Here is a 13233-nt window from a genome sequence, read left to right on the forward strand (position 1 = left end):
CGTCAAACGAGGGGAACGGCGGGGCCGGGCTCGCGCACCATGGGTCCATGGCCAATGTCATCGACATCGCCGGGCTGCCGCCCGAGCGCATCGTCTTCAGCCCGTCCCCGCTCGCCGAGCTGGGCGCCGCGCTCCATGTGCTGTCCGAGCCCGGCCACCACCCCGGGCTGCACGGCTGGGCCACCGCCACCGCCTCGGCGCTCAAGCCGGATCTCGCGGACCGGCTCTGCGAGGCGGACTTCCTGTGGCGCACCGCCCGCTCCGATCTGCTGCTCCCGGCCGTCCCCGGGGCGACGCTCGCCGAGGAGCTGGACGCGCTGGACCGGATCGACGACGAGACGTTCGTGGCGGCCGCCTTCGAGATCGCCTGCTCCCCCTCGTACACCCGGCACACCCCCTCGCCACTGGTCGACGCGGGCGAACGGGCCCGGGTCCGCGAGATGGCGGCCGCCCGCGGACCGCGCCAGGCGGCCTTCACCGACCGCATGCTGGAGGACCCGGACGGGCTGCGGGTCTGGCTGCGGCGGCTGCTGGAGGACTGCGACCAGGCGTTCTTCGCCGACACCTGGCGGCGGGTGCGGATCCAGCTGGCCGCCGACGCCCGCCACAAGGCCGAGCTGCTCCAGCGCAAGGGGCTCGCGGAGGCGCTGGCGTCGGCCTCCGCCGCGCTGTCGCTGTCGGAGGACGGGGACAGCATCCTGGTCGACAAGCTGGCGGGCGGCCGTACGACGGCGTACGGCGACGGCGTCACCTTCATCCCGACCGCCTTCGGCTGGCCGCATCTCGTCATCGTGCACGCCCCCGGCTGGCGCCCGGTGATCCAGTACCCGGTCGCCGCGCCCGAGCTGCCCCCGCCCGCCGCCCTGGAGCTCGTCCAGCGCCGCCTCGAGGCCCTGGCCCACCCGATGCGGATGCGGCTGTGCCGCACCCTGGCCCGCGGCCCGCACACCACCGGTGAGCTCTCCGAGTCGTACGGCATCACGCCGCCGGAGGTCTCCCGCCATATCGCGGTGCTGAAGAAGGCCGGTCTGCTCACCACCCGCCGCCGCGGCCGCTATGTGCTGCACCAGCTCGATCTGCCGTCGGTGGCCAGGCTGGGCAGCGACTTCCTGGAGAGCGTTCTGCGGTAGGGCGCCGACCCCGCCTAAAATGTCCACCGCACAGTGCACGCGATCGGAACGGCGAGCGGCGGAGGAGCGGCGATGAGCAACCGAAGCCACCGGTCCGCCCCACGCCACACCCACCCCGACGACGTCCCCGTGCGGACCGCGCTCGCGGCGCTCGCCGACCCCGTACGGCTCCAGCTGGTCCGCGAACTGGCCACGGCGGCCGACTGGGAGCACACCTGCGGCACCTTCGACGTCCCCGTGGGCAAGGCGGCGCTCAGCCACCACTTCTCGGTGCTGCGCGCGGCCGGGCTGATCGAGCAGCGCGACCTGGGCCCCAAGCGGGTCAACCGGCTGCGCCGCCCCGAATTCGACCAGCGCTTCCCCGGACTGCTCGACCTGGTCCTCCGCGAGCGGCCGCCGCGGAACGGCGAGGACGCACGGTAGGCGGTGCCAACCGTAAGAGGGCCGTGCCAACCGTATGGACGCCGCGCCCACCGTAAGGACGCCGCCCCCACCGTGCGGACGCCGCCTCAGCGGGCCGGGCCGGTCGGCCCCCCGGCCCGGACCAGTCCGGTCTCGTAGGCCATCACCACCACCTGCACCCGGTCCCGCAGCTCCAACTTGGTGAGGATGCGGCCGACATGGGTCTTCACGGTCGCCTCGGACAGCACCAGCCGCGCCGCGATCTCGCCGTTCGACAGCCCCTGCGCGACCAGCAGCACCACCTCGCGCTCCCGGTCGGTCAGCCGGTCCAGCTCCGGACGGGCCCGGCCCCCGGGGCCACCGGCCCCGCCGCCCGGCAGCATCGGCGCGAACCGGTCCAGCAGCCGGCGCGTGGTGCTGGGCGCGACCACCGCGTCACCGCTGTGCACCGCGCGGATCGCCCCGAGCAGCTCGCCCGGCGGCACATCCTTGAGCATGAAGCCGCCCGCCCCGGCCTTGAGCGCGGAGAAGGCGTACTCGTCCAGGTCGAACGTGGTCAGGATGATGACCTTCGGCGCCCCGTCCCGCTCGCATATCCGCCGGGTCGCTTCCACTCCGTCCAGCTTGGGCATCCGGACGTCCATCAGGACGACGTCCACCTCGGTGGAGCGCAGCACCTGGAGCGCCTCCACCCCGTCGCCCGCCTCGGCGACGACCTCCATATCGGGCTGGGCCGCGAGCACCATCCGGAAGCCGGTGCGCAGCAGCACTTGGTCATCGACGAGCATGACGCGGATCGACATCCCGGACGGTCCCTTCCCTCTGGCCTGACAGCCGGCCTACAGCACGTATCGGATGGCTCAATGAACCGGCTTCAGCGGCAGCAGCGCGCTGATCCGGAAGCCGCCGCCCGGTCGCGGGCCCGCGTCGAGCGTGCCGCCCACCATGCCGACGCGCTCCCGCATCCCGATCAGACCATGGCCGCTGCCGTCCGCGCCGCCGTCCTCGTACATCTCGCGCTGCGCGCCCCGCCCGTCGTCCTCGACCAGCAGCCCGAGCCCGTCGTCGAAGTAGGTGAGGCGGACGCTCGCGCCCACGTCCGGGCCGCCGTGCTTACGGGTGTTGGTGAGCGCTTCCTGCACGATCCGGTACGCGGTCAGCTCGACCCCGCTGGGGAGCTGGCGCGGGCTGCCCACGACCTTGAAGTCCACCGGGAGCCCGGCGCCCCGCACCTGCTCCACGAGTTCGTCGATCTGCTCGACGTCCGGCTGCGGTACGTAGTCGTTCTCCTCGCCCGGCTCCCCGGTGCGCAACACGCCCAGCAGCCGCCGCATCTCGGCGAGCGCCTGGCGGCCGGTGCCGGAGATCGTCTCCAGCGCCTGCCGGGTCTGCTCGGGCGAGGAGTCCAGGACGTACGCGGCGCCGTCCGCCTGCACCACCATCACCGACACGTTGTGCGCCACGACATCGTGCAGCTCCCGTGCGATCCGGGCGCGCTCGGCGGCCACCGCGACCTTCGACTGCGCCTCGCGCTCCTTCTCCAGCCGGGCGGCCCGCTCCTCGAGCTGTGCGTAGTAGGCGCGGCGGGTGCGGATCGAGTCGCCGAGCACCCAGGCCAGGGCGAAGGGGATGGAGACGAAGACCGCTGAGACCACGTCCTCCCACCAGCCCTGCTGGGAGTGCGGCCAGCGGAGGGTGGCGAGGGGGGCCGCGCTGATCGCCACGCCCAGCGCGAAGCGGGAGGCGGGGCGCGAGGAGGTGACCGCCACCGTGTAGACGATCACCAGCATGGCGAAGTCGGCCGCATTGGGCTCGACATTCGCGGCCATCTGGGCGAGACCGCACAGGATGGCCAGCACCAGCATCTTCTCGGGGGCGCGGCGGCGCAGCGCGACCGTCGCCCCCAGCGCCAGCACGATCGGCACGCCCGCGAGGCGGGAGCCCCGGCCCATCGACGCCTCCACGAGCCACAGGAACCCGGAAGCGACAAGGAGGACGGCCCAGAAGGTGTCCACCCCTGTCGGATGCCTGCGGAGAAATTCGTAGAGGCGCTGCACGTCACCCAGCGTAGGCATCGCCGGAGCCCTCCCGGGTCAGCCCGAGGGGCGATCCGCGACGCCCGGCCCTACTCCCCAAGGTGGAGACCACTCCGCATAGCGTGGCGGTGTGGCGAGTGAGAAGCATGAGTGGAGCGGATGGCGTACGGCGGCCGAACGCGCGCTGTACGGAGCGGGCGGCTTCTTCCGCCGCCCGGAGGGTCCGGCCGGGCATTTCCGCACGTCGGTGCATGCCTCACCGCTGTTCGCGCGGGCGGTCGCGGAGCTGCTGTGCCGGGTGGACGAGGCGCTGGGGCGCCCCGCCGAGGTGGCGCTGGTGGACCTGGGCGCCGGCCGTGGCGAGCTGCTCACCCGGGTGCTCGCCCTGGCCCCCGGTCTGCCGCACGGGCTGGGGCGGCGGCTGCGTCCTTACGCGGTGGAGCGGGCGGAGCGGCCGGCGGGCCTGGACGGGCGGATCGGCTGGCTCGACGCCCCGCCGGAGGGGTGCACGGGGCTGCTGTTCGCCAATGAGTGGCTCGACAACGTGCCCGTGGACGTTGCCGAGACCGACGCTGACGGCGTGCCCCGCCGGGTCGAGGTGGATCTCGCCTCCCTGGACGGCGCCGAGCGGCTGGGCGACCCGGTGGACGGCGCGGACGCGGCATGGCTGGCCCGCTGGTGGCCCCTGGCGGGCGCCGAACCGGGACTGCGCGCCGAGATCGGCCATCCGCGCGAGGCGGCCTGGGCGCGGGCCGTCGGCTCCCTGCGGGCGGGCCTCGCGGTCGCCGTCGACTACGCCCATGAACGCGCCACCCGGCCGCCCTTCGGCACGCTGACCGGCTTCCGCGACGGGCGCGAGGTCCGGCCCGTCCCGGACGGGTCCTGCGATCTGACGGCGCATGTCGCGATGGACGCGTGCGCTGCCGTGATGAACGTGTCCGGCGCCGGGATGGACGCGTCCGGCACCGCGATGGACGCGTACGCGTCCGGCGCCGCGATGGACGCGTACGCGTCCGGCGCCGGGATGGACGCGTCCGGCACCGCGATGGACGCGTACGGCGCTGCGCCCGCCGCAACGCCCGCCGACGCGTCCACCACCGCGGCCACTACCGCGTCCGCCGCCAAGGCCGCCGACGCGGCCGGGCCCGGCGCCGGGCTGCTGACCCAGCGGGAGGCGCTGCGCGCCCTGGGCCTCGACGCCCGCCGCCCCCCGCTCGCCCTGGCCTCCACCGACCCCACCGCCTACGTCCGCGCCCTGAGCGCGGCGGGCGAGGCCGCGGAGCTGACCGACCCCGCGGGCTTCGGCGCCTTCACCTGGCTCCTCCACCCGGTGAACCTGCCCCACGACGTGCTCCGGCCGTAGGGGTGCCCGGCGGAGCTTGGCGCCTGCGGCGGGCTGCTTTCCCCTACCCGCCCCTTCCCGAAACTGGGGCTCCGCCCCAGACGCCGGGCCCTGCCACGCGACCGACCCACAAATCGCCACCACACGGGACGCAGCGGGACACGGAAAGCACCGATACGCGACTCCGCCGGGCGGGGGGCACCGCCCCTGGGGGTGGCGCCCCCAGACCCGGGCCCTGCCACGCAGCGCATCGATGACGCGACTCCGCCGCCCGGGGCACCGCCCCAGACCACCAGGCCCACGCCCGAAGCCCCTGCCACGCGACCGACCCGCAAATCGCCACCACACGGGACGCAGCGGGACACGGAAAGCACCGATACGCGACTCCGCCGGGCCGGGGCACCGCCCCTGGGGGTGGCGCCCCCAGACCCGGGCCCTGCCACGCAGCGCATCGATGACGCGACTCCGCCGGGCGGGGGCACCGCCCCTGGGGGTGGTGCCCCCAGGCCCCGGGGTCCAGGGGCGGAGCCCCTGGTATCGGGAAGGGGCGGGTAGGGGAAAGACCCGCCGGGCAACTGAGAGACTGGTACGCATGACGGAGACGACAGTCGGCATCGGCGGCGCCGCCGAGAGCACGGACATGGTGCTCAACATCGGCCCACAGCACCCCTCCACCCACGGAGTGCTACGGCTGCGGCTGGTCCTCGACGGGGAGCGGATCCAGAGCGCCGAGCCGGTGATCGGCTATATGCACCGGGGCGCGGAGAAGCTCTTCGAGGCGCGCGACTACCGCCAGATCATCATGCTCGCCAACCGTCACGACTGGCTCTCCGCCTTCTCCAACGAACTCGGCGTCGTACTCGCCGTCGAGCGGATGCTGGGCATGGAGGTCCCCGAGCGCGCGGTGTGGACCCGTACCCTCCTCGCGGAGCTCAACCGGGTCCTGAACCACCTGATGTTCCTCGGCTCCTACCCCCTGGAGCTGGGCGGCATCACGCCGATCTTCCACGCGTTCCGGGAGCGCGAGGACCTCCAGCACGTCATGGAGGAGATCTCCGGCGGCCGGATGCACTACATGTTCAACCGGGTCGGCGGCCTCAAGGACGACCTCCCGGCGGGCTGGCTGGGCCGGGCCCGGCAGGCCGTGGCCGAGGTGCGCTCGCGGATGGGCGTGTACGACGACCTGGTGCTCGGCAACGAGATCTTCCGGGGCCGCACCCGCGGCGTAGGCGTCCTGGCCCGCGAGACGGTGCACGCGTACGGGGTCAGCGGCCCCATCGCCCGGGCCTCGGGCGTCGACTTCGATCTGCGGCGCGACGAGCCGTACCTGGCCTACGCCGAGCTCCGGGACGTCCTCGAGGTCGCCATCCGCGAGGAGGGCGACTGCCTCGCCCGGTTCGAATGCCTGCTGGAGCAGACGCACACCTCGCTGGCGCTGGCCGACGCCTGCCTGGACCGGCTGGACGAGCTTCCGCCGGGGCCGATCAACCAGCGGCTGCCGAAGGTGCTCAAGGCGCCCGAGGGCCACACCTACGCCTGGACCGAGAACCCGCTCGGCCTCAACGGCTACTACCTCGTCTCCAAGGGCGAGAAGACGCCGTACCGGCTGAAGCTCCGCTCGGCGTCGTACAACAACATCCAGGCGCTCACCGAGCTGCTGCCGGGCACCCTTGTCGCCGACATGGTGGCGATCCTGGGGTCGCTCTTCTTCGTCGTCGGCGACATCGACAAGTAGGTCGGCGAGAAGTAGGTCGGCGAGAAGTAGGTCGGCGAGGCCGAACGGGCGGGCGGGCGGGCCGCGCGGGCCGCGCGGGCGATCCCTCACGAGATCGCGCTGCGCAGCTCCCCGAGGTCGATCTGCTCCGTCTCGTCGTGCGCGGTCAGGTCGATGACCTCGCCCACCGCGCCCTTCCTGGTCTCCGCCAGGGTCTCGTCGCCGATCACGTCCGCGAGGTCCTCCTCGGCGGCCGGTTCGGGCTCCCGCTTCTGCTTCTTCGATTGCTTCTTCTGGGTGCCGAAGTAGTCGAAGCCGCTCTCCGAACGGGAGGCGGCCCGGCGTGCCGCGGCATACGGCACCACCGCCGAGGCGGCCGTACGGGCGTGGGCGCGCGGCTCCTGCGGGCCGTCGCCGTCCTGCCCGCCGGCCGCCGGGGGCTTCCCCAGCGTGGCGGCACCGTCCTTGCCCCGGCTCTCGCGCGGGCCCTTGCGGTCGTCACGCTCCGCGTCCCGCTCCGGGTCCTGCTCCGCGGCCTCGGCCTCGGCCTTGGCGGCAGCGGCGGCGGCCTGCTCCCGCCGCTCCTTCTGCCGCCGGGCGCTCTCCCTGAGCCGGCTCAGGGCCTCGTCGGCCTTGGCGTACGCGGCGGCAGACGGCAGCCCGGTGGGGATCTCGTCCGGCTCGTCGTCGGAGTCGACGGACCCGGTGGACCCGGTGGACGCGACGGACCCGACGGACCCGGCGGCCTCCAGCGCCTTCGCCGGGGACGCGGCCTCCAGCGCGAGCCGGCGGCGGCCCTCCAGGGCGCTGGCCCGCTCGGTCTCGGCCGTGGCGTAGCGGCGCAGCAGCTCGGCGTGCTCGTTGCGTAGCCGGGCGAGTTCGGCGCGCTTGGCGCGCAGCCGGGTGTTGAGCGCGCCGCGGAGCTCGCTCGCCTTCTCGGCGTCCGCCTCGAGCTCCGCGATCCGCTCCTCGTACTTCATCTCCTGGCGCGCGGTCTCGCTCGCGGCCTCCGCGACCCGGCGACCGGCCGAGCGGTCCCAGCGGCGCATCAGATAGGCGCCGACGACCGCGGCGCCGGCCGCGGTCGCGGCCAGCCCACGGATCACGACCGTGTCGCCGACCAGCCAGGCACCGGCGGCGCAGGTTATTGACGCGACTGCGACCGAAGCGGAGGGGAGGAGCCTGTGCAGGGGTGGGGATTGGCGGTGGCGTCCACGTGGCATGGCCCGAAACCTACCGCGTTAAGGGGTCGCTTGGGTGCCCGCCGGGCCAGATCTGTTGTCAATCCGTTGGCAAATACGGCGGTTGTGCGGCCGAGATCCCGTGCCGAGCCCGTGCCGAGCCCGTGCCAAGCCCTTCCGAGCGGGGATTTGATCCTACTTCACCAGCCCCTTGTCCCGCAGGTAGTCGCCGGCGACATCCGCCGGCTTGAGCCGCTCGGCGTCAACTTTCTTGTTGAGTTCCCTCAGATCGGCGGTCGTCAGCGCCTTGGTGAGCTTGTTCAGCGAGTCCGCGATCTTCTGTGAACCGGCGGACTTCGCATTCACCACGGGAAGTACGTTGTCGGCATTCTGGAGATTTTTGTCGTCGCCGAGCAGCACGAGCCCGAACTGATCCAGCGTGCTGTCCGTGGTCGTGGTCAGGACCATCTGGTCCTTGCCGTCCTTGACGGCCTGCTTGGCCTGGACGCTGCCGATGTCCAGCGGGTCGATCCCGGCGATGTCGATGCCGTACTTCTTCTCCAGACCCGGCTGGCAGAAGGGCCGCTTGGGGCATTCGTCGCCCGCCGCCAGGGTGACCTTCTGCTTGGACTTGCCGAGGTCGGAGAGGGTCTTGAGACCGTGTTTCTTCGCGAAGTCAGCGCTGACCGCGAAGGCGTTCTGGTCCACGGCCTTGCCGGGCTCCAGCACCTTCAGCCCACGCGGTTCGGCGAGCTTCTTCAGCGCCGCGACCGTCTTGGTCACGTCCGAGGAGGCCACCGGGGCGGCATTCGACCCGTTCTTCTTCTGGTTGAGGAATTCGGCCAGCGTCGCCGCGTACTCCGGCACCACATCCATCTGGCCCTTCTCCAGGGCCGGTTCATACAGCTCACGGGCGTCCACCGTCTTGATCGAGGTGGAATAGCCGGCGTCCTCCAGAACCCCCGCGTACAGCTCCGCGAGGATCTTCGACTCGGAGAAGGAGGCGGAGCCGATCACCAGCGAGCCCTTGCCCGGTTTACCGGAACTGTCGCCGCCGCTCGACTTCTCCAGGCTGTCCCCGCCACAGGCGGTCAGCCCGGCCGCCAGCACCGCGACCCCCGCCACGGCGGCCGCCGCCCGATTGATCTTATCCATGGTTCCCCATCCGTTGTTGTGGCCGCGGTTGTGTGGCCGCGTTGTCGGCGCATTCCGCGTCATCCGCGCCTTCCGCGCTTTCCGCGTCATCCGCGCTTTCCGCGTCGTCCGCGATCTATGCGTCATCCGCGCTGTCCGCGCTCCCCGCGCCGTCCGCCCTGGGTGCCCGCACGCCTTCGCGCCCGGTCGCGGGAGGGCCCGGCCCGCGGGTTCTACGTCGTGAGCGCCGGTGAGGCCGGCGCCTGGTCGGCGGGCGGGCGCCGGGCCGCGGTCGACCGCCGCCCCGTCCTGCGCCGCATCGGGTCCAGCACCAGGCCCAGCAGTACGAAGACGCCCTCGACCACCAGCGCGAGGGCCGCGACCAGCACCGCGCCGGCCACCACCTGCGGGGTGTCGGTGAGCCGGAAGCCCGCCGTGATGATCCGGCCGAGACCGCCGCCGCCCGGCAGCGCGGCCAGTGTCGCGGTGGCCACGACCTGCACCGCGGCCGTCCGTACGCCCGTCATGATCAGCGGGAACGCCAGCGGCAGCTCGACCCGGCGGATCAGCTGCCCGCCGGTCATCCCCATGCCGCGGGCCGCCTCCACGACCTCCCGGTCCGCCTCGTGCACCCCCACATAGGCGTTGGTGAGCAGCGGCGGGATGGCGAACAGCACCAGCGCGATGATCGTGGGCCACTGGCCGTGCGTCCCCAGCGGGCTGAGCAGCAACAGCACCAGTACGGCGAAGGTGGGCACGGCGCGCCCCGCGTTGGAGATGTTCACCGCGAGCGCGCCGCCCTTGCCGATGTGGCCGAGGGCCACGGCGATCGGCAGCGCCACCGCGCAGGAGATCGCCAGGCAGACGAAGGTCAGGAACAGATGCTGGCCCAGCCGGTGCCACACCCCGTCGGGGCCCGCCCAGTGCGAGCCGGTGGCCAGCCAGGTCCACGCCTTGGCGACGACGTCCATCAGGTGGTGCCCTTCCGACTCTTGCGTGCCCACGGCGTCAGCAGCCGCTGGAGGCCGAGCAGCAGCAGATCCGCCACCACCGCCAGCGCCACGCACAGCACCGAGGCGGTGAGCACCTCGGCCTTGAAGAAGCTGCGCATGCCCTCGTAGATGAGGTTGCCGAGGCCGCCGTATCCGATGATCGCGCCCACCGTGGTGAGCGAGACCGTGGAGACGGTGGTGATCCGCAGCCCGGCCATCAGCGCGGGCAGCGCGAGCGGCAGCTCCACGCCGAAGAGCAGCCGCAGCGGGCCGTACCCCATGCCCCGGGCCGCCTCCCGCGCCTCCTCGGGCACCGAGGCGAGACCGGCCATGATGTTGCGCACCAGGATCGTGAGCGAATAGAGCACCAGGCCGGTGACCACCACCGCGGCCGACACTCCGAACACGGGCAGCAGCAGCGAGAACATCGCCAGCGACGGCACCGTGTAGAGGATCGTGGTCAGCCCCAGCACGGGGCCCGCCACCGACCGCCAGCGGCGGGCCAGCAGCGCCAGCGGAAAGGCGACCAGAAGGCCGATCGCCACCGAGGCGAGCGTGATCCCTACGTGCTCGAGCGTCGCGTCCGTCAGCTCTTGACCGCGTGTGCGTACATACTCACCGCATATCCACTCGTTACTGATCAGACAGTTTCCGTCGGCCATACGCTCACCTCCCCCGTCGGGTCGCGGGCCGGTTGCTCATCACAATTCCAGGTGACCCTAACCCCGGGAGATGACAATCTCGTCCGATCGCCACACAACAGCAACAATGTCTGCCACGAATGCGGCAACAATGGGGAGCCATGATCCGTTTCGAGCATGTCACCAAGCGCTACGCCGATGGCACGACGGCCGTGGACGACCTCTCCTTCGAGGTGTCGGAGGGCGAGCTGGTCACCCTCGTCGGCCCCTCGGGCTGCGGCAAGACGACGACGATGAAGATGGTGAACCGGCTCATCGAGCCGACATCGGGGCGGATCCTGGTGGACGGCGAGGACATCGCCGAGGCGGATCCGGTCGCCCTGCGCCGCCGTATCGGCTATGTCATCCAGCAGGTCGGGCTCTTCCCGCACAAGACCGTGCTGGAGAACACCTCGACCGTGCCGCATCTGCTGGGCTGGCAGCGGAAGAAGGGGCGGGAGCGCGCCGCCGAGCTGCTGGACCTGGTCGGCCTCGACCCGTCCGTCTACGGCGACCGCTACCCCGACCAGCTCTCCGGCGGTCAGCGGCAGCGCGTCGGCGTGGCCCGCGCCCTGGCCGCGGATCCGCCGGTGCTGCTGATGGACGAGCCGTTCGGCGCGGTCGACCCGGTCGTACGCGAGCATCTCCAGACCGAATTCCTGCGACTTCAGTCACAGGTGCGGAAGACCGTGCTCTTCGTCACCCATGACATCGAGGAGGCGGTCCGGCTCGGGGACCGCATCGCGGTCTACGGCTCGGGGCGGATCGAGCAGTTCGACACCCCGGCCACGGTGCTGGGCGCGCCCGCCACCCCGTATGTGGCCGACTTCGTCGGCGCGGACCGCGGGCTGAAGCGGCTGTCGGTCACCCCCATCGAGCCCGGCGACCTCACCCAGCCGCCCGTGGTCCACCTGGACGACCCGCTCCCCAAGGCGGCCGCCAAGCTGGCCGCGGACGGGGCGCGCTGGGCCGTGGTCCTGGACGACGCGGAGCGGCTGCACGGCTGGATCCCGGCGGAGGCGGCCGACGGCGCGCGGGGCACCGTACGGGATCACGCGCGCCGGATGGAGGCGTGGCTGCCGGTGGGGGCGCCGCTCAAGCAGGCGTTCAGCACGATGCTCCAGCACGACGCGGGCTGGATCGCGGTGCTGGACGAGGACCGCTTCCTCGGCGTCCTCACCCCGGCCCGGCTCCACGAGGCCCTGCGCCGCTCGATCGACGCCGACGCGGGCGGCATCGCCCGCGGCGACGTCCAGCTCCAGACCGTCGCCGACGCGTAGGGGGCCTCGCCCCCATTGACCGGGGCCGCACCTGAGGCGCCCTGAAGGGACGCGGGGCTGTATCGATGTGCGGCTTCGCCGCGCGGGCGCGAGCAGCCACGGCGGCGCCGCAGACGATCGACGGTAGCTCAGGGCACTCAGGGCGCTTCCAGCGGAGCGCTTAGGCGGCCTCCCAGCCACTCCAGGGACGCGGGGACCTCCCGCTTCCAGGTGTTGAAGTTGTGGCCGCCGGTGTTCAGGATGATCGACGAGATCCGGGTCGGCTCCCCGCGCCGGTTGAGCCGCTTGACCTTGTTCACGAAGCGCACGGTGTCCTTGTAGTTCCGCTCACCGTGCTGGCTGCTGGACACCAGCAGCGAGACCGGCGGCGCCGGCTTGTGGTCCAGCCGCCACATCAGGTCGTTCTCCCGCTCCAGCCGCTCGCTGCCGCCGAAGAGATCGCCCGTGGTCGAGTCGATCGGGGCCTGGTACGAGGGAGAGAGCCCGGCCGCCGCCGAGAAGGCGTCGGGGTGGCGCATCGCCATCTTCAGGGCGCAGTAGCCGCCGGTGGAATTTCCGATGACACCCCAGTTACGGGCCCGCTTGCCCACCCGGTAGTGGTCGGCCACCGCCTTGGGCAGATCCTTGGTGAAGAACGTCTCGGCCCGGGGCCCGTCCGGCACGTCCACGCACTCGGTGTCGCGCGGCGGCGCGACCGTCGGCCGCATCATCACCAGGACGAGGGGCTGCATCCTCCCCGCTTTGACCAGCTTGTGCGAGTGCTGTGGATACTTCAGGCCATTGATGAGCGCCTCGGTGGTGCCCGGATACCCGGTCAGCACCAGCGCGGCGGGGAAGGTCCGCCGGGCGTACTCGGGCCGGAAGTACTCCGGCGGCAGATAGATGTACGCCGGACTGGCGATCCCGGAGACCGGCCCCTGGATCTTCACCTTCTCGACACGTCCGGCGATCCTGGGCGAGGAGCCGCCGTCCATGGCCAGGTGGCGGGTCTCGGTGACCCGCACCCGGGTGCCCGGGGTGTCGTGGTCCACCACGACACCCGGCTCGTCCTGCGTACCGAAGAGGTCGGACCAGGATCCGTAGAATCCGAAGGACTGATTGGCGAACAGTCCGAACGCCAGGAACACGGACAGCTGCGTGCCCAGTAGCATGCCGAACCGGCCGAGCACGGGAGCCACGCCGCGCCCGGCCAGCCGGGGCCACAGCCATATCGTGGCCGCGAACAGCAGCAACGCCGCGACGGCTGCCGCGATCACGATGTTGTTGCTCGTGAGACCCATCACTATCTTTCTGCCGGGCGGCCGGCCCCCCGTGCCGCCGGGGGAACCTCCCGGCCGCGCCG

General features: G+C 72.3%; 12 protein-coding genes. 5 read left to right on the top strand and 7 right to left on the bottom strand.

All coding sequences use genetic code 11. From position 1 onward, the window contains the following. Positions 1 to 47 precede the first annotated feature (47 nt). Together ABD329_RS04410 and ABD329_RS04415 are read left to right on the top strand one after the other, a co-directional pair. Positions 48 to 1130 (top strand): DUF5937 family protein, encoded by a 1083-nt coding sequence (locus ABD329_RS04410; protein WP_198280186.1) that lies wholly within the window; start codon positions 48 to 50, stop codon positions 1128 to 1130. 72 nt (positions 1131 to 1202) lie between these two features. Beyond that, positions 1203 to 1553 carry an ArsR/SmtB family transcription factor gene (locus ABD329_RS04415; protein ID WP_198280187.1) on the top strand — a complete coding sequence of 117 codons (351 nt, stop codon included), beginning with the start codon at positions 1203 to 1205 and terminating at the stop codon, positions 1551 to 1553. Between the two features lie 86 nt (positions 1554 to 1639). Here ABD329_RS04415 and ABD329_RS04420 read toward each other — a convergent pair whose 3' ends face one another. Further along, the gene (locus ABD329_RS04420) at positions 1640 to 2335 is read right to left on the bottom strand and encodes a response regulator transcription factor (protein WP_198280188.1); all 696 of its coding nucleotides are present in this window, start codon (positions 2333 to 2335) and stop codon (positions 1640 to 1642) included. Between the two features lie 57 nt (positions 2336 to 2392). Further along, a complete protein-coding gene (locus ABD329_RS04425; RefSeq protein WP_198280189.1) occupies positions 2393 to 3589 on the bottom strand; it encodes a sensor histidine kinase in 1197 nt (398 codons plus the stop codon). Positions 3590 to 3698: 109 nt separating this feature from the next. Here ABD329_RS04425 and ABD329_RS04430 point away from each other — a divergent pair, with 109 nt between their 5' ends. Beyond that, the gene (locus ABD329_RS04430; protein ID WP_344315983.1) at positions 3699 to 4931 is read left to right on the top strand and encodes an SAM-dependent methyltransferase; all 1233 of its coding nucleotides are present in this window, start codon (positions 3699 to 3701) and stop codon (positions 4929 to 4931) included. Positions 4932 to 5502: 571 nt separating this feature from the next. Next, positions 5503 to 6645, top strand: coding sequence for an NADH-quinone oxidoreductase subunit D (locus ABD329_RS04435; protein ID WP_198282359.1), 1143 nt, complete (start codon positions 5503 to 5505; stop codon positions 6643 to 6645). A gap of 86 nt (positions 6646 to 6731) precedes the next feature. Here ABD329_RS04435 and ABD329_RS04440 read toward each other — a convergent pair whose 3' ends face one another. The 4 genes from ABD329_RS04440 to ABD329_RS04455 form a co-directional block, all read right to left on the bottom strand. After that, positions 6732 to 7847: a coiled-coil domain-containing protein gene (locus tag ABD329_RS04440; RefSeq protein ID WP_198277995.1), complete on the bottom strand. Its 1116-nt coding sequence runs from the start codon at positions 7845 to 7847 to the stop codon at positions 6732 to 6734. A 153-nt stretch (positions 7848 to 8000) separates the two neighbouring features. Next, positions 8001 to 8960, bottom strand: a complete 960-nt coding sequence (locus ABD329_RS04445) for an ABC transporter substrate-binding protein (RefSeq protein ID WP_198277994.1) — start codon at positions 8958 to 8960, stop codon at positions 8001 to 8003. A 212-nt stretch (positions 8961 to 9172) separates the two neighbouring features. Continuing rightward, complete coding sequence (locus tag ABD329_RS04450) at positions 9173 to 9910, bottom strand: ABC transporter permease (protein ID WP_086883229.1); 738 nt, start codon at positions 9908 to 9910, stop codon at positions 9173 to 9175. Further along, positions 9910 to 10593, bottom strand: a complete 684-nt coding sequence (locus tag ABD329_RS04455; protein ID WP_198277993.1) for an ABC transporter permease — start codon at positions 10591 to 10593, stop codon at positions 9910 to 9912. The genes ABD329_RS04450 and ABD329_RS04455 overlap by 1 nt, the downstream gene beginning before the upstream one ends. A gap of 140 nt (positions 10594 to 10733) precedes the next feature. Here ABD329_RS04455 and ABD329_RS04460 point away from each other — a divergent pair, with 140 nt between their 5' ends. Then, a complete protein-coding gene (locus tag ABD329_RS04460; protein ID WP_198277992.1) occupies positions 10734 to 11891 on the top strand; it encodes a betaine/proline/choline family ABC transporter ATP-binding protein in 1158 nt (385 codons plus the stop codon). Between the two features lie 137 nt (positions 11892 to 12028). On the opposite strand, the gene ABD329_RS04465 is transcribed toward ABD329_RS04460, so the two are convergent. Then, entirely contained in the window at positions 12029 to 13171 is a 1143-nt protein-coding gene (locus ABD329_RS04465; RefSeq protein ID WP_198277991.1) for an alpha/beta hydrolase, read from the bottom strand. Between the last annotated feature and the right edge of the window lie 62 nt (positions 13172 to 13233).

The organism is Streptomyces javensis (genome assembly GCF_039525925.1).
Lineage (GTDB): Bacteria > Actinomycetota > Actinomycetes > Streptomycetales > Streptomycetaceae > Streptomyces > Streptomyces asiaticus.

Bases quoted from the DNA above. Each gene is read 5' to 3' on its own strand.
- ABD329_RS04460 (WP_198277992.1), top strand. From the start codon at position 10,734: ATGATCCGTTTCGAGCATGTCACCAAGCGCTACGCCGATGGCACGACG.
- ABD329_RS04445 (WP_198277994.1), bottom strand. From the start codon at position 8,960: ATGGATAAGATCAATCGGGCGGCGGCCGCCGTGGCGGGGGTCGCGGTG.
- ABD329_RS04450 (WP_086883229.1), bottom strand. From the start codon at position 9,910: ATGGACGTCGTCGCCAAGGCGTGGACCTGGCTGGCCACCGGCTCGCAC.
- ABD329_RS04435 (WP_198282359.1), top strand. From the start codon at position 5,503: ATGACGGAGACGACAGTCGGCATCGGCGGCGCCGCCGAGAGCACGGAC.
- ABD329_RS04410 (WP_198280186.1), top strand. From the start codon at position 48: ATGGCCAATGTCATCGACATCGCCGGGCTGCCGCCCGAGCGCATCGTC.
- ABD329_RS04420 (WP_198280188.1), bottom strand. From the start codon at position 2,335: ATGTCGATCCGCGTCATGCTCGTCGATGACCAAGTGCTGCTGCGCACC.
- ABD329_RS04440 (WP_198277995.1), bottom strand. From the start codon at position 7,847: ATGCCACGTGGACGCCACCGCCAATCCCCACCCCTGCACAGGCTCCTC.
- ABD329_RS04465 (WP_198277991.1), bottom strand. From the start codon at position 13,171: ATGGGTCTCACGAGCAACAACATCGTGATCGCGGCAGCCGTCGCGGCG.
- ABD329_RS04415 (WP_198280187.1), top strand. From the start codon at position 1,203: ATGAGCAACCGAAGCCACCGGTCCGCCCCACGCCACACCCACCCCGAC.
- ABD329_RS04455 (WP_198277993.1), bottom strand. From the start codon at position 10,593: ATGGCCGACGGAAACTGTCTGATCAGTAACGAGTGGATATGCGGTGAG.